Below are 19,813 nucleotides of genomic sequence, written 5' to 3'. Positions count from 1 at the left end.
CGCTGGCCCGTTGTCCCTCCCCCATCAGGCCGTTACCGCCTCGCTTGAGCTAGCCAGCTCGGCAACGTCGGGCCGACGGTGTGCTTGATCGGCCGCAGTTGAAGGACCGCGCCGCGGAGGACAACGTCGCAGGCTTCGTGGCCGCGCCGTTCCGTCCGCCCTAGTTCCGGCGACACCGAGATGGGGTCGGTCAGCATGGCGGCGAGGTCAGCCGCGTACGAGTATCATCCGGTCCATTCCAGACGCCAATACCGACCCGATCACGCGGTGAAGGTTGCCCGTATCAGCGAGGCGACCCTGCAGTGGGTCGTCGTTGCGGCCCCGGCGAACGACAATGCGTGGCGTTGCTGCTCATGCTGATCCACGGCTCCACCCTAGCCAACTTGAAGGCCATCGATTGGTCCCTAACCACGGGCCAGCCACTTCCCCACTCAGGCGGTCTGTTGTGGCACTTGCCCAGTTCCTTCCGGTTCAGCTTCTGCTCCACCGAGTACTTCATATGGCTCGGCAATGCGTCGTGTCCGGACTTCGGCTTCCGGCCTGTGTCTTTTCAGTTCTTCCCTGATCCCCTTGAGCTCTGCCGTGGCGTCTTAGGACTTCCCCGACGGTGGAGGGGGCGATCGCGACTTGTTCGACGGCGAGGTGGTTCTTGATGCGCCTGGGGCCCCATCCGGTGCGGCGGCGCATGTCGCAGATGCGCTGATTAAGTTCGCGGGGGGTGCGGCGGGGTTGTTCGGCGGAACGGTCGCGGGCGGGTCTGCCCGACAGCAGGTCGGCCGGAGGCGTCAGGCCGCTGGTGAGCAGGGCAGCGGCACGACGATCGACGTCGGGCCTCCAGGCAGCATAGATATCGGAAGTGGACGAAGGACGCTTGTGGCCGAGGCGGTGCGCGACGGCGACGATGTCGACCCCACAATGAGCTCGGTCGCGGCGTAGTGGCGCAGCGCATGCGTGTGGGTGTCGATGCCGATCGACTGGCCCATGGACTTCAGACGCTTGCTGAGGTACCCGAGCGAACCGTGCAGTGCATGGTCGGGCTGGTAGGAGTACAGGTACTCCTCCCCCGTGGGCGTCTGCCCCAAAGTGCCAAGGCGGTCGGCGATGCGGTCGCGCGAGGAGGCCTCCAGCGGCTCCATCGTCGCGGAATCGAGAGCGAGCCACCAGGAGGTGCCTCTGACCTTGGTGGGGTCGATGAAGATCCGGCTCCGCTCGAAGCCCACGTGCTTCATCTGGCACCGGGCGATCTCGGCTCGCCGAGCGCCGGTAACCAGCAGCAGCCAGACGGTGCCCCAGTCGGCACCCTTCGCGAACGCGGCAGTGACCAGCGCGGCCACCTGGACAGGCGTCGGGGCCTTGGGCTCCATACGCGGCACCTTAGGCGCCTGGATGCGCTTGGCCGGATCGGCTGCCAGCCAACCCCACCGGTACAGCATCGCGCAAGTGGCGCCAACGACACCATGGACCTTCCGCACCATCGACGACGAGGCGCGCACGCACTCATGGGGCCCAAGGCTCAAGCGCAATGCCAAGTCCCTTGTTCACGGTCTCCTCATTGCCGTGGTTGTCGCAGCCCTATGGGTTCTGATCATGTCTTGGGCCACTTGGCAGTTCGGAGACCTTAGCTGGGTACGCTCGCTCCGGGGACAGTCATCGGTTCGGCAGGAACTGCCTTCGGGCTTGCGCTGGCCGCGCTCCTCTTGGGGCCCAAAGCGTTGGAAGGCGCCGTGACGGCTGTCGTACCCCACAGGTACGTTGGCGCTGTCCAGGTTTAGAGGCCTGGCATGCCCTCTCAATCAACCCAAGGAATTTCACCCTCGTGAGCCCGAACGAGTACCCGCAGTTCCCCGCACGCAGATTTGCCCCTATATTCGAGGTGCCTCAATGGGTGGCGCTCAACGCGTCTGCGACGGCCACGCGCCTCCACGCTCTCCGCCATGCATCTCTTTGGTTCGAGGCCTCTCTGACATCCCGTCGCATCGCCGAAATTCTCGGCTGCAGCATCGACGAAGTTCAACGTGCGCATGATGAGTTGGTCGCTCTCGGAGCGTTCGCCGTTACAACGACTCCTTCAGGTGCTTCCCTCACGATCAACTCATCGCCACCATCGGATTTCGTTGGCCCTTGGGCTCTCGATCATGTGGTCGATGAGTTCGCAGACGAGATGTGTCATCTGCACTCGGGCGACGAGGTCTGCGAGCGCTGTTTTCAGGAGGATACGACCTCGGCGATCGTCCCCGAGAGTTTTCGATCAGGGCGTCAAACCAAGCGCCAGTATGCTCGCCGGAGCTCCGAATCCCAAACACAAGTGCTCTACCGGATGTTCAACGCTCGAGGTGAACTCCTCTATGTCGGTATCACCGGCAATCTCACCTCGAGACTAGCGGCCCATGAGCGCGAGAAGCCATGGTGGAGCGAGGTTTCTCAGATTCTCACTGAGCACCACGACTCCCGTGGGCAAGTCGAAGCCGCCGAACGCGCAGCGGTCATACGCGAACATCCAAAGTACAACCGGGCGCTGCCACAGGGAACCGGCGGAAGATTCGAGCGCGGAGCCAAGCGATTCAAGTACAAATACACTGGCGATGAAGACATCGTAGCCGACGGGCGATTCATTTACGACACCAACAGCAAGGGAAGATCACGCCTTCGCATTGAAGGAACCCAGACGGTCACGATCAACGGAAAGACAATCACGGTCGAGAATCGCCATCACAGGATCCTCGAGAACTACAGCATCTACTGTTGCGGTGGCGATCTCTTGATCACGAAGATCCGCACAGATCAATGAAGTCACGTCAACGAGAGACGTGTGCGATCGCAGTAGGTGAAGTGGCTTGTGCCGCAATGGCAGCACTCGCCTTCCAGCTACGTCATCAGAGTCCCGGCACGAACCTGTACCACCCATGGCCGGCCGGATCGACCTCGAACGTTCCGTTCAACACTGGGCCGGTGTAGGCAATTGGACTCAACACCCTTGCCGCACCGAAGGTCGGCGGTTCCTCCAAGACACTGCGATCGAAATCGATACGACCGCTGAACCTGGAGGCGTCGAGGTTGATGGAACTTGCGGCCTGGCTTGCCGCGAAGTTCAGGTCGCCGACCACCTGCAGGTGCGTGAGCTGTACCGGACCACCGAAGAACGCCTTCGAATAGTCGGCATCGCGATCGAACCTAGCGCCATCAAATCGAACGACGAACTCGAATCTCGCTCCTCGAAATATCGCGCGGTCTTCGAATGCAACACTATCGAAGCGCACATAGTCCGAAGCGGAAATCGAAGAGAAAATCGCGATCTCATTGAAGTCGGCACTGTCGAATCGTGTTATGCCGTGGAATTGGGCTGAGGCGAATGCTGCGGCCTCCAGGAAGCTGGCCGAATCGAATCGGAGCTCCCCTTTGAAGGTTCCGTTGACGAACTCAGCAGCTGCACCGAACCTGGCGCCATCGAACCTTGCACCCGTGAACTCGGCATCGTTGAAGTTGGCATGACCTTCGAACCTGGCGCCATCGAAACGGACGTCGCCGTCAAACCTCGCTCCACCGAATTGCGACGTAGTCTGGAAGCGAATGCCTGTAAAGTTCGCCGTCGATTTGAACCATGCGCGATCGAAGAACGCCGGCTCTTCGAATGTTGCACCGGCGAATGAGGTGCTGCCAATGAATCTTGTACCCACGAAGCTCACCTTGCCGAGAACAGCGGTCTCGAGTCGAAGGTCCGCCAAGTGCGCGCCGTCGAGGCAGAGATCGACTCGCCCCCAGTAGCTCTGGGCACGCGGCGAGAGGTGGTGCTCAAGGATCCTCTGCCCGAATGCGGCGGCGGACACACTATCGGATCGGCCACCCCGATCATGTTGATCGAAATGGATCAGGCCGCTCGCCTCACGGGGAGGCCGCTGGCTCGAGAGCCGCAGGAAGTCACAGATGACATTCACAGCAGTCTGCCTGAATCCGAGATCTTGGTCCGCCAGGCTTTCGATGGACTCAAGGTATGCGATCGCTTCCGTCTCCGATTCAGCAGACATCAGTGATGAGGGAAGCGTGCTTTGATCTTCGAAGCGCTTGGACGCCAATGAGAAAGGTTCGGGATCGAGTCTCGGCGGAGGAGTCGGGATCGGCGGGACGGCTTCACGGGTGGGCACCGGAGTCTCGCTTGCCGCCGTCGCGAGGAGTCGTCCGAACGGGTTTCCTGTGGTGCGCCAACGCGTAGTCGGGGGCGAATAGGCGACCGTGTCGAGCGATCCAGACATCGAGAGCAGCAGCCGCTTGCCAGCAGAGTGGATGCGATATGCGCCCTGGTTGCCAGTGCGCACACTGATCCATACGACGGCTGCGACCAGCAAAGGGAAGAGGAGGGCGATTGCGGCAATAACGGTTCCGACGATCATGCTCCTCCCTCCCCCGGTTCGATCTGCTTGCCGTCCTGAGGATTTGATTCGATGACGCCGAAGAGCATCACGCCGGCCATCATCGCCAGACGGGTCTGGAGCGCCGGGGCGGTCACTCCTGCAGCCAGGTACACCACCAGGGGAACGCTCACGTCAGAGAGGGCGAAGCCGACCGCCCCAACGAACACCGTCGAGGCCGCAACTTTCGTAAATACACCCGCAAGGTAAGGGAGGCGTTCCTTCTTGTTCGTCGGCCAGCTCTTCTTAGCGGTAAGGACGGTTGCGAGCAGGAAGAGCTCGGAGGTTGCCGCACCGACGAGACCCAGGACTCCAGCTGTCAACCAGTCCATCAATCAGTTTCGCCTCACCATTCGTGCCAACTGTCCAGGAAGGTGCCGTAGTGGCACAGCTCGTGATTCGTCCGACCTACGACTGATCCGCGTGAACACAGGCCGCCTCGCACGCGGGCCGCCGCGCTCGCCGCCATGTCGACACCGTACAGCGTCGGCGAATCCCGGGCCAGTCCAAGACGCGCACCGACAGTGAAATCGCTGCTGCAGTGGCAAAATTGGCACGATCTCACTCGACAGAGTGATACTCGGCGGGCGGCGAATCGGCAGATGTAGTAGATGGTGCCGAAGCACGGCCAGGAGAGCGGGTTCGCAACCCTGGCCGGCAGTCGTTCAAACCAGTGCCACTTGCAGCCTGGATATCAAGCCGTGACAACCTGGGCGAGGAACACGCTGCGCTCGGCCTGCTGCTCGTAATCGGCGACGTCGCGGATGCTTTTCCGGCACCAGAGGCCCGCCAATAGGATGAGGCGGGGGCTGGCAGTGAGTTCGTTGCTGAAGGCGCATCTCCACGCGATCTGGGTCGCGATATCGCCGCGCGAACCCGGTGGCCAGCAGGCTTCCTCCCCTCGTGCCAGGCGTTGGCATGTTCTCCTTCGAGAAAGACAGGCAGGGGCCGAAGACCACAGCTCGGAGACGTCATGAGCTCTAAGAGCTTGTCTCAGTTGATGTACAAGGCATCTGATATTGATCAAGGGTGGATGAGTACGCCAGACACCTTGTGCCCGAGGGGCTCTGGGAGATTGTTGAGCCGTTGATCCCGGCCGCGCCGAAGCGCGCGCAGGGCGGCGGGATCGCCCGGGCCGATGACCGGGCCGTATTCTGCGCGATCGTGTTCGTCCTGACCACCGGGTGCGCATGGCGGCACCTTCCGCCGGTCTTCGGCGTCTCGCACCAGACCGCGCATCGGCGCTTCGCCGAATGGTCCGACGCGGCCTTGTGGGCGAAGCTCCACCGCGCGGTGCTCGACCGGCTCGGCGCCGCTGGCCAAATTGACTGGTCGCGGGCGATCGTCGATGGGGCGAGCCTGCGGGCCAAAAAGGGGGATCGCTGACCGGGCCGAACCCGGTCGATCGCGGCAAGCCGGGCTCGAAGATCCACGTCCTGTCCGACCGGAACGGGCTTCCGCTTGCACTCGGGGTCTCAGGTGCGAACATGCACGACTCGCAAGCGTTCGAGCCGCTCATCCAGGGGATCCCGAGGATCCGCTCCCCGAGGGGCCCCCGCCGCCGGAAACCTGCGAAGATCCACGCCGACAAGGCCTACGACATCCCCGACTGCCACCGCGCCCTACGCGAGCGGCGAATTCGGGACCGGATTGCTCGCCGCGGCATCGAGTCCTCGGCCCGGCTCGGCCGCCACCGCTGGGTCATCGAGCGCACCATCGCCTGGCTCGGCGGCTACTGCCGCCTGACCTTGCGATACGAACGCTACGGCCACCTCTTCGCCGTATTCCTCGCCCTCGCAGCAGCCCTCACCTGCTACAAGAAGATCCGCTGCTAGCTGCCTTCCTCGGAAAGGGCCAGCCGCACGCGACGCTGAATCAGGTCCATCTCAACGAGGCGAACTGAGACCCGCTGGCCTTCGCGGAACCCCTCTCTTGCATCGGTATCGGGTTCTGGCAGGTCGGCAGCAGGAATCAGCCCTTCCACGCAGTCGCTGATGCGGACGAACACACCGAAGGGGGTCGGCCTGGTGACCGTTCCAAGAATGTTCTGCCCGAGAGCATTGACTTGTTCGGACCAGTCGTCGAGGTGTCGCGTCCATGCATCGAGCCGCACCTTGACCTGGAAGTTGTGCTCTGCATGCCAGATGACCACACCCGTAACGCGAACGCCGAGATCGGGTAGCTCCAAACAGCCGCAGTTCGGCATTGCGGTGATCTCGGCGAGACCGATCGCATCAGGGTGATCCTCGAAGCGAAGGAATACCCCGAACGGTTGGCGCCCAATGACCTCAGCGGCAACTGGCGTCCCGACCGGCAACGCCCGAAGCGTCTCAGACCACACTTGAGCAGCCTCCGCACGATCTCGACTGCCGCCCAAGTCAGGCCAGACATATTCACTCACCGGCAGAGGATCTCACCCGAGGGCCTCAGCACCTCCGCCAGCCTTACGAACATCACCAACCAAGACAAGCTCTAAGTCGTACTTATTTGAACCTGGACGCCCAGCTCACGGCCCTTCTCAAACGCCTATCAGGCCCGTGGCCCGCCCGCGGCCCCGAAACCGGCCCGCGACCCCCAACTCCCCCGACAATTGGTAGTCGGGCTCTGACCTGCACGGTAATCGGTGGAGGCCCGGCCGCTGCTGCAGTAGTCGATTACCCGATGTTCTTACCTTGTAGGTGCCATCGCGCTGCCTCGCGGTGCTTCGTGCCGATTGACGGGCGTCGTTATCATCAAGGAGCCGCCAGGGCAGCGATCACGGCTGCTCTGTCTCGATCCGGAAGGTTGACGACCGTGCTTGAACCCCTTCAAGACCTCTTAATCAACCTCGCGGCCGCCGTCATCTTCTTCGCGTGCGGCCTGTTCGCCCAACGGTTCCTCACGATGTTCCGGCGCCGGGTCCTCCGGTCCTTCTGGGCCCCGTTCACCAAGGGCGCAGTCCGGATCGCCATCGGGAGCTTCATCGAAGACGAGTACTATCGGCGCGAACGCGCCGGCTTCGCCGGCCTCGGTGACATCGAAGCCTTCGTCCGCCTCAAGCGCCAGCTCCACGATGCAGGCATCCGCGAATACGACCTGCTCCCCAGTCACCAGGTGTCACCAGAGCAACTGCGCGACCACCTCGTGCTCATCGGCGGGCCGCACTCGAACTCCGTGTCAGACAAGATCATGCGGCAGCTGCCCTGCACGTTCACCTTCGGATCCAGTGACGGCCCGATCGGGAAAGACACGAGGATCTACGACAGCCGTCAGCGATCCGCCACCGACTGCCTCACCGACGAAGCGGGACGACTCGTCTCCGACCAGGGCCTGATCATCCGTTGCCCGAACCCGTACGCACCAGGGAAACAAATCCTCATCCTGGCCGGGTCCTGGGGCTTCGGCACGACCGCGGCCACACAGCTCATCGAAAGCCGCGACTTCCTCGGCCACCCCGTCATCGCCTCCTCCGACCCGTTCGAAGCGACCTTCAGCTGCCGCATCGATGCAGGCATGATCAGCGACGTCCAGATCGAGAAGATCCGACGACTCAACCTCTCCCCAACAACAACCACGATCGCGCCGTAGAGGAGTGCGAGCCAACCCCATTCAGTCGAAGTTTCTTCAGGACCGCAGCCTAGCGCGCACGTCGGTCATTCCATCGCGCACCGTCGGATGAGGCTTCCCAGGCGTTCCTGGGTGTCACCGTGTTCTGATCTCCAATGGGAGATTGATGGTGTTGCTCCCTGAGATCGTCAGCGTCCACACACCCGGCTGCTCGATGGTGGCCGACAGAGATAGAAGCGCGTTCACCCGCGGGACCAGGGTGTCCACGGGCAGCTCGAACGAGGGGCTGGCAAGCTCGCGCCTTCCACCCTCCGGGTCTTCGAGTCCGATGCTCACGTGTCCGGCCCGGTCGTCGTCGAGCTGGACCACGAGCATCAGCGGAGCCCTGAACTCGAACGGGATGGTCTCGGCGGTGAACGTCGTCCAGCCTGCACCGAGGCTATAGAACAGGCCCTCGCGCAGTTCGGCCGCATTGCAGAGGATCGCAGCGACGACCTCCGCGGGAGTCCCGAGCGTTCCAGGAGCGCCGCCTTTGCCACCGGCGGCGCAAATCGTCTCGGCTACGGTCCCGTCTGCTCGAATGAGCTCCACCACCGTGTCGCTGCCATCCTCGCCCCGGCCCGGCCCGCCACGGCCTGCATCGCCAATCTCGCATCGCAGGGAGGCTACGTCCTCCTCATCGAATCTGATGAGGCGCTCGAACATCTCCCCACCGCCGCCGCCCTCCCCGCCTCGGGCGTTCGGGCCGACCGCTCCGACCCCACCACCACCCGCGCCTGGCGCTGCACCCGGGCGGCCATCGAGGTGCAGATCCCCGCCGGGACCCCCGGACCCGCCCACCGCGCCCCGGCCGATCGCACCGCCGCCACCACCACCCGCTCCCGGTGCATTGCCGCCGCGTCCACCGAGGTCGAGCAGCGAGGCGCGAATCGCAACCGCACCAAAGGCCAGCGCTTCCGCAAGGTCGCGATCCTCCAGACTCGAGAGCGCACCAGCGTCAAGGCCCTGTTCGACAGCGTGCTTCCACATAGTCAGGACCTCGGCAGGGTACTGCTCAGGGCAGCGCTTGTCGACGAGCTCATGGTGCGCCTTGCACAGCAGGATCAAGTTCGGGAACGAGCGACGATCCTCATCGCTCATACCCGGGTCGTACCGATTCCCCTGCTTCGCGTCCCTGATATGGGCGATCTGGCACTCCACGAACGGATCGAGATGCCCGTCGAGAAACCGCACCATCGCCTGATCACACCCAGGGAAGTAGCAGGTGCCGCGTGAGAGAGCAGCCAAAGCCATCCTGGTGCCGTGACGGTAATCCCGCGGTCCACCCATACGTCACCACCCCCTTCTCCCTTGAAGGCCTCCCTGACACCACGCGAGAAGACACCCTCATCGCCGCGCAGCGAGCGGCTGAACGAGCCGCGCGCGAGATCCATTGAACTACGGCAGCACTCCGTGCCAAACCACCGTCTCTCCCCCAGCCTCGGGCGGCCGATCCCAGACCACCACAAGCTCTCCATCACCGCCGTCCCCGGACAGATCCTCAAGCCGAATCGAGTCAAAGGGGCCGATATCAACTTTCGGTGGATTCGGGAAGACATCGCCACTGATTCGGATGCGGTGTGCAGCCTCTCCTGAAGTGTTGATCAGAAGCACCGCGCCGGGCTTATGCGGTTCAAGCTTCCAGGGAGGCGTCGGGCGGCTCGCCTCGATCTCAGCCAGAGTCGCCATCCTCGCGCTCGCCTCAGCAGAAATGACCGCAGCATCAGCCGACCGACGCGCAACCCGCACACTCCATACAGAAACACCAACAGCGACAACCGAAATGCCGAACGTCACCCAATCGAGAAGCACACCCCACATCAGACTCACGGTAGCAGTGGCGTTCACCAACCCCTACCACGGTTGCGGCCTCATGTTGCCGTCAAGCGTCATCGTCGTCGATCGTAAATTGGACATTTGGAGGCGCGGTGAAGCTGCCTCGTCGTCTGAAGAGTCGGGGTAGCCGGAGCGTGGTCGCTTTCAACGCGATCGGAGCTAGCCACACAACGGCCCCTGCTGTGAACGCGAGTCCAAGAATGGCCCATGGTCCCCAAGGACCAAGGCCTGCCGCCCACTCAATCGGCGCATAAAGGACACCAGCAAAGCCTCCGAACGCCTCGCCCTGCGCGCCGTCCAGCAAGTCGCTGAGAACCGGCACTGCGACAAGCGCAGCGATGATTGCACCGAGGAGGGCTATGCCGAGGCTGCGGCGTGCATCAGTGGCGGCCCTCTTGGCTGCGTATGCTTGCGCTCCAAGACTCAAGCTTGTCTCAATCACGGCTCGCATGTCGTCACCGCCGAGATGTCGGATCAGACTGCGTGAGATGTCCCTGGCCGACCCGTACCGAATACTTCCCTGACGCAGCTCTGCGAACAGCTGAATGATGTCCCGATAGAGCACTGTCAGTGCGCGGTCGCCGGTACTCAATCGGGGCGCTCGTCGTTCGATTTCTGCTAGGCGCCAGTAGAGAAGCATGCCGTACTCGATGACAAGGACGGTGTACAGCTCTCTCATGGGGCTAGGCGGCTTGCCTCGCCAAGTAATATGCAGGGCTGAGGCAAGGTTCAGGTGGAGCGAGGAGCTACGTGTACTTGAGTAGTCTCGTCCTTCGTCAACATTGTCAGAGAGCTCATCCTCGCCGAACCATCGCGCAGCGATGGTTCGCAGTTCACTCCGGTGGGCCCTCTTCCACTCCTGATGAGAGTTACAGCATCGTCCGGCAGCGGTCATGACCGTCGCATAGATGTTGAAGCTCTGCGGCAGGCGATAGCCGATGGTCGCTCCGATGGCTTCAAGGTGACGACCCAGCACGTCCTCAATCGTGCATGGTTGGTCGAAAGACATCTCCCTGAGCCGGGCACCTGCGTCCAGATCCTCCAGCCAGGTGCCAAGTGGCGGTCGGCGTCGTGTGGTTCGAAGGCCGGCGAGAAGAGGTTCGGGGAAGGTTGACATGGTGATGCACGGGGTCTTCGCGATCGACATTGTCGAAAGTTCACGGGCAGTGAGTGCCGCTTTGATTGGCAAAGCAATCGTCAGCTGAACGACACCGGATTCGTGAAGCAGTAGTCGCGGCTCGAAGGCAACGTCAAACGGCCGGTGGCCCTTGAACGGGGGCTCCACCTGATGGTAGGAGGATCGAAGGCACAGCCTGACGTATCGGTCTTCGTCCTGATCCATTCCGCCAAAGAGATCGGCTGAGATCTCACGCTCGACGAGGGAGACCTTCTGCGCGTCGATGCTGACGGCTCTGGCGGTGTCGAGCACCTCGCTGTCCACACGGTCGCCCTCAGGACCGGACGGTCCTTCCTCACTACGTTCAGGCTCGCTTGTCCAGGCAGTCTTGAGGGATCGGGCCGCGACCACCGGATGCTTGACCATGAATCGAGCCCATTGTGAAGTAGTTCTTGCGCGGGCAATATCGTCGTAGAGCCGTTGCAGCCGTTCTGCACGTCGATCGAGCCGCGCAAGCGCCGGGGTCAGTCTAATTCCGGTTTCGGAGGGCCAAGCTGCTGCTATCGCTACGTCGGACTGCAACAGTTGTCGTGACGCACGCTCGAGATTCAGCGAACGACCGATGCTGGTTGTGAAGGTGAAGTGAACCGTGGCACCAGGCAGGACCGCATCATGCCCCGATGACCTACCGAACAACCAATCAAGCATGCACCACACTAGCTCTTGCGCTCCGCCACCCCACTGCTGCAGACCTGAAGTTCACACAGATCGCCGCCGCCCAGGCATCCTGGAGCTGCGATCTCGCTTCAGTTCTCAAGCGCCCGTTCATTACTGCTCGCTCCAACTGCCCATGGACGAATTCACACCGCAAACACTTGAATCCCGCGGTTACAGCGGAAGTCCCGCGGCTGGGGCATTATGGCCCTGGGTCAGCTCAGCAGCCGCAATCAACGACCCAAAGCCCATAACGAGATAACCCCGCAGCAACGGCTCACACCGTCACTGACCAAATTCGCGGAAACCTTGATAATTCGGGAACACGGTCTTGGCAATTTGGTTGTAGGTGAGGCGGAGGTAAGAGCGAAGTCTCTTCTTGACTCTCGAAGGTACAAAGATGAGTTGTAGTAAGCGGTGCTAAGGTCCACTTCATATCGATGATAGTGAATATCTTTCAGATTCATTACGTCGCAATAGTTCTCGTTTCTTCCTCATCCATGATGTACGGTCCACGATCTCGCGTTCGGCCCTGTCTTCATCGAAAGCCTCGGTGAGCGGTTTGACCGTGTCGCCGTACTCCTGCTTGACGGTGACTCGGCGGTCGTCCGCACAGTCGATACTGAGCATCGCGAAGCAGATCTGGTTGAGGAATCGAACCGACCGCACCTGCCCTGACAGTGCCACCTCATCGAAACCACCACTGCTGCCGGGTCCGGGCTCTGAGCGGCGCTAATCGGCAGGGTGGCCGAGGCGACGATCCTCGGCAAGCGAGAACGCCGTCGCGCTCGGCGATGATCGCGTTGCGGAGGTGGTCGCCTGAGTGGTGTTCGAGGCGGCGTTTCAGGTCTTCGGGTACGCCGCAGACGATCACCTCGACGCCGTTGTCGTGCCAGCGCTCGATGAGTCGGTCGAGAGACTTGAGGAAGGTCGTCGAGGGGATTCCCGCCGAGCCTTTGAGGGAGATGACGAGTGCGGCGTCGTGGGTGTTCGCGGTGTGCGGCCATTCCTCTTCGAGCCGGTTCACTTCTGCGAAGAACCCGGAGCCGACGTACTGGAGGACGGTGGTCCTTCCGCTGGGCAGGTCTGCGGGGGCGTCGGCCGCGCGGAAGTCGCCGTCGTCGAGCGGGACGAGCTCGACGATGCGGCCGTTCTTCGCGGCTTGGACCGCGAAGAGGATAAAGGACAGTCTGACGCCGACGAAGATGGCGCGCTGCAGGGGCATCTGGGTGGTGCATGCGAAGGTGACGATCATGGCGGCCGAGGACAGCCACGAGGTGCGCAGCACGAGGCGGATGTCCCGCAGGCGTCCTGCGACGAGTTCGCCGCCGATGACGACGAGGAGGCCGCCGATGACGGCCATGGGGATTGCGCCCGCGACGGGTCCGAGTGCGAGTACGAGGACGACCAGCCAGGCCCCGGCGAATATCCCGGCCCAGCGGGTCTGCGCACCGCCCGAGGTGGCGACGCCGGGAGCCGCCGGTCGGGAGCGCGCCGAAGAGTCCGCCTGCGACGTTCGCGAGTCCCTGGGCGGTGAAGTCGGCGGACGCGTCGGTGCGGGAGCCGTCCGGGTTCGGGACGGCCGCGCCGATCCCGGCAGCCTGTGCGAGGGCGATGACGGCGATGGCGAGCCCGCCGAAGGCGAGTCCGGGCAGCGCGGCGGCGTCGGGGAGCGTGAACGGCGGCAGCTCGCGGTTCACGGCGGCGATGTCGGAGACGAGCTCTACGTCCGTGCCGATGAGCGTCGCGGCGACCGAGACGAGCAGGAGCGAGACGAGGGTGGCGGTCTTGCGCAGGCGCTTGAAGCGGGAGAGCACGAGCCAGGCAGCGACGGTCGCGCCGGAGACGGCGACGGTGGGGCCGTCCCAGTCCGGCAGGTGCCAGAAGGCTTCGCCGATCTTCCCGATGGTGTTGTGCGAGTGAGGCGCGTAGCCGGTGGCGTCCTCGACGACGCCGGCGACGATCTGCACGGCGATGCCGGCGGTGAAGCCGGTCATGACCGCCGTGGAGACGAACGACATGACCGAGCCGAGCTTGAGCGCGCCGAGCAGGAGTACCCACAGGCCGGTCATGACGCTGAGCGCGGCGACCGCGCCCGCGTCGCCGGGGTCGAGGCCGACGTCGGCGAGGATGCCTCCGGCGGAGAGCGCGATCGCGCTGGTGAGGGTGGTGACCATGAGAACGGTGCGGGAGAACAGCGAGCCGACGATGGTGGGGACGGCGCCGGACCACAGGCCCATCGGGGCGGCGAACCCGCCGACGGTCGCGTACGCCATGCCTTCGGGGATCGAGAACAGTCCGGTGACGAACTCGGCGACGATGTCCCGAGGCGTCGGCTTCGGTCGTGCGCTCACTCGGGCCTCCGGACGGCGAGGAGAAGGTGGGGCCCGCGGCTGCGCCGCGGGCCCCTTCGGTCAGGGTGTGACGATGTCGAACATGACCGCGAAGTCCTCGAGTGTTTCCAGGAACCGGTCGAAGGTCTCGCGGTCGCCGGAGAATTCGATCGAGCCGTCGTCGATCGACTTCCCGAAGTCGCTCTGCCCCAGCGAGATCGCGTCGAGCGTCGCCTTCGAAAGCCGCAGCGTCGCCGTCAGGTCGGCGTGCGAGGCCCCGGACCGGTGGGTCAGGGTCGCGTTGCGCACCCGCACCGCGTGCTCCTCGCCGAGGTCGGTGAAGACCCAATTCAAACGCAGCTCCGGCAGGTCGGCCGCATGGTCGGAGTTGATGCGGATGCCGAGGTAGTCGAAGAACAGCCCCGGGCTCATGGCGCGGATGGTGTCGGGGCTGGCGGTGGTGAGCTCCAGTCCCTTGTACACGCCGTTACGCAGTTCGTGCGCCCCCATCAGGTAGAGCGAGCGCCAGGTGCCGTTCTCGCACTGGTAGCCCAGCTGTTCGAGCGCGTCGGCCTGGAGCTCGCGGGCGTCGGCGTTGTCCGGCTCGGCGAACACGAGGTGGTTCACCAGTTCGGCGGTCCATCGGTAGTCGCCGTCCGCCAACGCCTTGCGGCCGACTTCGAGGACCTTCTCGGCGCCGCCGATCGCGGCGACGTACCGCTTCGCGGCCTCGACGGGCTCGTGCGGGTTCAGGTGCGCCGGGATGCCGTCGTAGAAGCCCAGGTAGCGCTGGTAGACCGCGCGGACGCCGTGGCTGATCGACCCGTAGTAGCCGCGCAGGTACCAGCGTCGTTCGAGTTCGGGCGGCAGTTCGGTGAGCGTCTCGGCGATCTCCATCGGCGTCAGGCCGTGGTTGACGAGGCGGAGCGTCTGGTCGTGCAGGTACTGGTACATGTTCCGCTGGTCGGCCAGGAACGCCTCGACGCGCTCGCGGCCCCAGGTCGGCCAGTGGTGGGAGGCGAAGACGACGTCGGTCCGGTCGGCGAAGAGGTCGATGGTCTCGTCCATGTACCGCGACCACTGCCGCGTGTCGCGGACCTCGGCGCCGCGCAGCGTCAGGATGTTGTGCAAGGTGTGGCAGGCGTTCTCGGCCGCGCACAGGGCCCGCTCGCCCGGGAAGTAGAAGTTCATCTCCGACGGGGCCTACATCATATTGATTATCGTGAATATGACTCATGTTTGGTAGTCAGGTCCTGACCTGCACGGTAATCGGCGGAGGCCCGGCCGCTGCTGCAGTAGTCGATTACCCGATGTTCTTACCTTGTAGGTGCCATCGCGCCGCCTCGCGGCGCAGCGCGTCCGCCCCGTATCCGCCACATGCTCAACATCGAGGTGTACGACGTCGCCGAGGACGGAACCGTCCTACTCCACACCGACTGACCGGGCAGTCTCCTCAGGCCAGCCGCAGCGGAGGGCCCGTAGCGCTGGTACTGCCACGCGGCCAGGCGGCATCTTCGATGCGCGGCGGCCGGGGTCTCGGCCGAGCGGATCGCGGCCGGGACACTCACCAAACCCCGTCTGGCCCAAGCGATCATCGAGCGTGCCGAGGAGTCGGGACTGCCGTTTCGGTGGGTGACGGCCGATGCGGCCTACGGGTCGGCGAAGTACCTCCGGTTCTAGCTTGAGCAACGCGACCAGTTCTATGTCCTGGCGATCCGCGGCAAGGACGACGTGGTCATCGGCTTCTCCCAGCCGCGCGCTGAAGCGGTCATCGCGGCCCTGCCGGCTTCAGCGTGGCAACGGATCAGCGTCGGCGTCGGTTCGCACGGGCTTCGCCGCTATGACTGGGCGCGGGTGCCGGTCCGCTGGGCCTGGCGGCCCGGCCGGGGCCACTGGCTTCTCGCCCGCCGGTCCACCTCGGACCCGGCCAAGATCGCGTACTACATCGCCTACGGCCCCCGCCGGTCCAGCCTCGCGTCCCTGGCCTGGATCGCCGGGACCAGGTGGAAGGTCGAGGAGTGTTTCCAGCAGGCCAAAGACGTCTGCGGGCTCGACCAGTACCAAGCGCGGATCTGGCGGGCCTGGCACGCCCACACCGTCTTCGCGATGATCGCCCACGCCCTGCTTGCAGTCGCCCGATCCGCCGGGCGCGAAAAAGGGGCGGTCCCGTCAGACCGGAGCAGCCCATCCCACTGACCGTCCCCGAAGTCCGGCGACTGGTCTACATGCTTCTTCTTGCGCCCCAATGGGATAACGAGCGGAGCCTCGCGTGGTCACGCTGGAGAAGGCGAAAACAACACCAGGCCAGGCAAAGCCACTACAGCAGACGGATGCGACGGCATTGATGAGCGCGGCAGCGCCATAGATCCTTCTCGGACCCTGCATACTCCGACTGGAACACCGGCGACGCCAACGCAGCGGTCTGGCCTGAGAACCTGCGGCTGCGGAAGCGATCGTCGATCGCCTCGACCATCTGACGCAGCTCTCGAGCCGAACGGCGGGGAAGCCGGTGGAGGGCGATCTCCAACAACTTCCGGGTCGATGGGCCCATGCAGCCGCACTCGCATTCGAGGTCCGGGGCCAACAAGTAGCGGGCCGGGCCGGCCGCTCGGCTCCGCCACAGATTGAGCGCCGTCGCTACGGAACCAGCCCGGAACCGCGGATCCCGGTGTTCAAGACGTCGGATGGCAGCAGCAAGGGAACCCGAAACGCCAGACAATCGCGGCGGTGAGTACAAGTCCCACCTACCGGGGCGAGGGCGTTGAAGCGCGCGAACACGCGCCGGCGACCTACGAGGCATCGCCCTTTCTGCACACGGTAAACATGCCAAACATTATGCCCCAGGCACAACGGCCGAATCCAAGTGCCGCAGCAGTACTAAGCATGAAGACAGTCCGTAGCTCGAGGACTTCCCTGCTCAAGTTTACTCAACTGATAATCTATTTTATCAAAACGCAACACTCACAGGATCATCCGATTTGCCCTGAAATTTTGCCACCATCTCGATCTCAACGTTACCTCCCGATTCAATCGCCACAGCATTATCCCTTGTTCGAGGAAGTCATTGCCACTTTGAAGCACCACGAAGAGTTATGCTGATCGACAGTGTCCCCCAACCCTCGATCGCCAAGGGCGGTGCAGTGCCGAATCTCGAACGCAAGTGCGCCATTGTGACTGCTGAGGAAGTCAAGCCCAAATGTCAAGCCATGCAGGACGCAAAGTACCCGGAACTGGATGACCTCGATTTCGCACCACAGCAAGCGGATGATCTTGCTGGGCTACTTGGCGGAACCAGCCTCGGGTACGACGTCATCCGCATCCGCAAGGCGGATGTCAGGAAACTTGGACGCCTCAGGGATATCAAGACATCCAGGGCGCCGCTTCGAATCTTTCATTTCATTGCGCACGGCCATAACCGTCAAAACGGTCTCAATCTCATTCCAAGTGGAGGTCGATTCGCGGATGAAACAAACTTGCGATACCTGTGCGAAAGCCTGAATGCTGATCTTGCGGAGAAAGATTCACATGCCCTTCTTATACTTGATCTCTGCAATGCAGGAGCAGGCTTGAAGCGACTGGAAAAGGGGGATATTGAGTACCTTTGGATAGCAGGTGCCTCTGCGAACGAGCCAGCTTTCTACGGATGGTTTACTAGATCAGTTCTAGCAGTTCTCAAACAGATCGAGAATGGAGAACTCGCTCATTATAGCGGATATTATCCGATGAAACTGTTCAGGACTGCTGTTGAGCGCACCTACAATTTGATCAAGGCTCAAGAAGCAGTCGAGGCAGGCGTTGAAGAGGGACTCTTGCCTAAGAGTTGGTTCAGCGGAAGATTCGACAGTGGTGACGACATTGAGGCTCCGTTCTTTCGAGTCCCTCGCCGGATTGATGCGTCCATCAAAGAGCTCCAATCCCTGCAACAGGTCGAAGGTGGACTTAAGGATTTTGCAGAGACCAAATACTTCTACGATAGACTAGGAAGAAACTTCACCGGACGAGCAGATATTCTACGTGATATCGGAACGTGGCGAACCAACAGTGAAACCAACTGCGGGCTGTGGTTGATTACAGGGGCGGCCGGAGCTGGCAAATCCAGCATCGTCGCCGCAAATGTCCTCACTTCGCATCCCGTGTTTCTGTCTGACCCCGAACACTGGGCGTACATCGAGTCATTGGATTTTCCCCCGAATTTCACTAACGGAGGAGTTGGTGCCGTCGCCGCAGTGCACGCCCGCCAACTGCAAACTGCCGAAATTATCGAATCCATCGCAAAACAATACGCAGAACAGGACCAATCGGATCATCGGTTGATGAACGAACCGACTGTAGCGGGACTTCGTAACTGGATGTATGAACAACAGGAAAGTCCCATGCTAATCATCGATGCCCTTGACGAAGCCACATCACCCGAGACGACCGCCGAGGTACTGCTTCGCCCACTGCTTTCGGTAAGGAAGCACCAGAAGCCGATCTGCAGAATGCTGGTAGCTACACGTAACGACACCGGTGGCCTTAAAGCCATCGTTGAAAGCCTGCTCTCGGACGCGTCCAACCCTGTATCCCATCAGCTGGATGAAGACACGGCGATGCTGCGCGGCGATCTGCATGATTTCATTTCTAAAGTCCTGAATAGAGCATCTCAATGGGACGGCGGCAGCACAAATGCAGTTTCTCAATTGATCGCCAAAAGACTCGTGGAAAATCCGACAAACATAGGATGCGGAGCATTTTTGGTGGCAGCCCTCTACGTTGAGCACCTTGTCAATATGCGTAGAGTGCCCAAGCGTCTTGAGGATCTGGACCGAAAAATACCTGTGACACTACCGAGCGTGCTTGAGCTCCATCTCAGTAATGTCGAAGATACAACCAAGCGCCGCAATCTAAGAGCGGTACTTGCTTCCTTGGCACATACCAGAGGAAGCGGTATGTCTGCCGCTCTCATACGAACTCTCGCTATCAATGTCTTCCATGCTACGGATGACATTGATGTGGTCGACATTCTCGGATCAAATAACGGCGTCAAAGTCTATGTGCGTACGGCTGTCGATTCGTCAGGCGGCGTCGTATATCAGCTGTTCCACAAGGCGTTGGCGGATCACCTTAAAAATCACCCGTTTGAGTTTCAAGATTAGTAGGTTATGATGATTGCAGATGAATGCAGTCGGTTGGTTGCCGAGGAGCTCATTGCCTACGGTAAGCAAGGTGGGTGGGACCACGCCGAGGACTATTTGAAAGAGCACGTTGCCGAACATGCCGCCGCCGCCGGAGTACTCAGCGAGCTTCTTCCGCAACGGAATTTCCTTGCTAATGCGGATGCAAGTACGCTAATTCCACTGATATCAGTCGCAATGCCGCCAGAGTCCCAGGCGTTGGCTATCGCATATCTCGAGAGCGCAGAATTTCTCCGCGCTAAGTCCCACAATATTCTGCGCAAACAGCGGTTGGTGATTGATCAGGGACGTGTAGGGGTTTTCAATCCGACCGTCGATGGCGATCTATGGATGCCCATCTGGTGCGGCGGCGGTGCGGTCGACGAAGCGTTGACGAAGGCCGTTCGTACCCTGCACGGTAGGATCACCTGCTTGGCACTTTCGCGGGTGGGTTCACGTAGGGTCGCGGTCGTGGGAGGAAGTAATATCCGCGCTGGAATTGGGGTCTGGGATATCGTGACAGGCCAGGAACTTTCTCGCCTGGATCCGCCGACGATTGGTCTAGTTCGGTCGATTGCTCTAACTAGCATGAATGATCAGCCAGTCGCATTCATTGCCGACACCCGGAACAAGATTCATCGCTGGAATCTTAGTTCGAGCGAGAATTCCGAA

General features: G+C 62.1%; 13 protein-coding genes and 2 pseudogenes. 5 read left to right on the top strand and 10 right to left on the bottom strand.

Annotated elements, in window-relative coordinates; genetic code table 11:
- Window positions 1-785: 785 nt before the first annotated feature.
- Window positions 786-1,364 carry a site-specific integrase gene (locus ACFFXY_RS10200; RefSeq protein ID WP_382349272.1) on the bottom strand — a complete coding sequence of 193 codons (579 nt, stop codon included), beginning with the start codon at window positions 1,362-1,364 and terminating at the stop codon, window positions 786-788.
- Window positions 1,365-1,816: 452 nt separating this feature from the next.
- Between ACFFXY_RS10200 and ACFFXY_RS10195 the strand changes: the two genes are divergently transcribed.
- A complete protein-coding gene (locus ACFFXY_RS10195) occupies window positions 1,817-2,788 on the top strand; it encodes a hypothetical protein (RefSeq protein ID WP_382349269.1) in 972 nt (323 codons plus the stop codon).
- Window positions 2,789-2,873: 85 nt separating this feature from the next.
- Here ACFFXY_RS10195 and ACFFXY_RS10190 read toward each other — a convergent pair whose 3' ends face one another.
- Together ACFFXY_RS10190 and ACFFXY_RS10185 are read right to left on the bottom strand one after the other, a co-directional pair.
- Window positions 2,874-4,385, bottom strand: coding sequence for a pentapeptide repeat-containing protein (locus ACFFXY_RS10190; protein WP_382349266.1), 1,512 nt, complete (start codon window positions 4,383-4,385; stop codon window positions 2,874-2,876).
- Window positions 4,382-4,735 (bottom strand): hypothetical protein, encoded by a 354-nt coding sequence (locus tag ACFFXY_RS10185; RefSeq protein WP_382349263.1) that lies wholly within the window; start codon window positions 4,733-4,735, stop codon window positions 4,382-4,384. The genes ACFFXY_RS10190 and ACFFXY_RS10185 overlap by 4 nt, the downstream gene beginning before the upstream one ends.
- A gap of 697 nt (window positions 4,736-5,432) precedes the next feature.
- On the opposite strand from ACFFXY_RS10185, the gene ACFFXY_RS10180 reads away from it, so the two are divergent.
- Window positions 5,433-6,238 (top strand): IS5 family transposase gene (locus ACFFXY_RS10180; RefSeq protein WP_382349260.1). Its coding sequence is split into 2 segments (ribosomal slippage): window positions 5,433-5,772 and window positions 5,772-6,238, totalling 807 coding nucleotides; the frame shifts between segments, so codons are not numbered across the junction.
- On the opposite strand, the gene ACFFXY_RS10175 is transcribed toward ACFFXY_RS10180, so the two are convergent.
- Window positions 6,235-6,804, bottom strand: coding sequence for a S1 RNA-binding domain-containing protein (locus tag ACFFXY_RS10175; RefSeq protein WP_382349257.1), 570 nt, complete (start codon window positions 6,802-6,804; stop codon window positions 6,235-6,237). The two genes, ACFFXY_RS10180 and ACFFXY_RS10175, sit on opposite strands and share 4 nt — an antisense overlap.
- Window positions 6,805-7,196: 392 nt before the next feature.
- On the opposite strand from ACFFXY_RS10175, the gene ACFFXY_RS10170 reads away from it, so the two are divergent.
- Window positions 7,197-7,970: a hypothetical protein gene (locus ACFFXY_RS10170; protein WP_382349254.1), complete on the top strand. Its 774-nt coding sequence runs from the start codon at window positions 7,197-7,199 to the stop codon at window positions 7,968-7,970.
- Window positions 7,971-8,084: 114 nt separating this feature from the next.
- Here ACFFXY_RS10170 and ACFFXY_RS10165 read toward each other — a convergent pair whose 3' ends face one another.
- From ACFFXY_RS10165 to ACFFXY_RS10140, 6 genes and pseudogenes are all read right to left on the bottom strand, one after another.
- Window positions 8,085-9,185 (bottom strand): hypothetical protein, encoded by a 1,101-nt coding sequence (locus tag ACFFXY_RS10165; protein WP_382349252.1) that lies wholly within the window; start codon window positions 9,183-9,185, stop codon window positions 8,085-8,087.
- A gap of 201 nt (window positions 9,186-9,386) precedes the next feature.
- Window positions 9,387-9,836 (bottom strand): hypothetical protein, encoded by a 450-nt coding sequence (locus ACFFXY_RS10160; RefSeq protein ID WP_382349249.1) that lies wholly within the window; start codon window positions 9,834-9,836, stop codon window positions 9,387-9,389.
- 34 nt (window positions 9,837-9,870) lie between these two features.
- Complete coding sequence (locus tag ACFFXY_RS10155; protein WP_382349246.1) at window positions 9,871-11,649, bottom strand: hypothetical protein; 1,779 nt, start codon at window positions 11,647-11,649, stop codon at window positions 9,871-9,873.
- A gap of 694 nt (window positions 11,650-12,343) precedes the next feature.
- Window positions 12,344-13,255, bottom strand: coding sequence for a SulP family inorganic anion transporter (locus tag ACFFXY_RS10150; protein ID WP_382350607.1), 912 nt, complete (start codon window positions 13,253-13,255; stop codon window positions 12,344-12,346).
- Window positions 13,137-14,009: pseudogene (locus tag ACFFXY_RS10145) on the bottom strand (SulP family inorganic anion transporter); the annotation flags it as partial. The pseudogene ACFFXY_RS10145 and the gene ACFFXY_RS10150, both read right to left, overlap by 119 nt.
- A 60-nt stretch (window positions 14,010-14,069) precedes the next feature.
- Window positions 14,070-15,179, bottom strand: coding sequence for an alkyl/aryl-sulfatase (locus tag ACFFXY_RS10140; protein WP_382349243.1), 1,110 nt, complete (start codon window positions 15,177-15,179; stop codon window positions 14,070-14,072).
- A gap of 324 nt (window positions 15,180-15,503) precedes the next feature.
- Between ACFFXY_RS10140 and ACFFXY_RS10135 the strand changes: the two are divergent.
- A pseudogene (locus ACFFXY_RS10135) lies at window positions 15,504-16,184 on the top strand (IS701 family transposase); the annotation flags it as partial.
- 896 nt (window positions 16,185-17,080) lie between these two features.
- Window positions 17,081-19,123, top strand: coding sequence for a P-loop domain-containing protein (locus ACFFXY_RS10130; RefSeq protein WP_382349240.1), 2,043 nt, complete (start codon window positions 17,081-17,083; stop codon window positions 19,121-19,123).
- Window positions 19,124-19,813 lie beyond the last annotated feature (690 nt).

Source organism: Glycomyces mayteni (assembly GCF_042428885.1).
Classification (GTDB): Bacteria; Actinomycetota; Actinomycetes; order Mycobacteriales; family Micromonosporaceae; genus Glycomyces; species Glycomyces mayteni.
The sequence above is the reverse complement of the archived record's forward strand: the minus strand, read 5'-3'. Positions and strand labels throughout refer to the sequence as shown.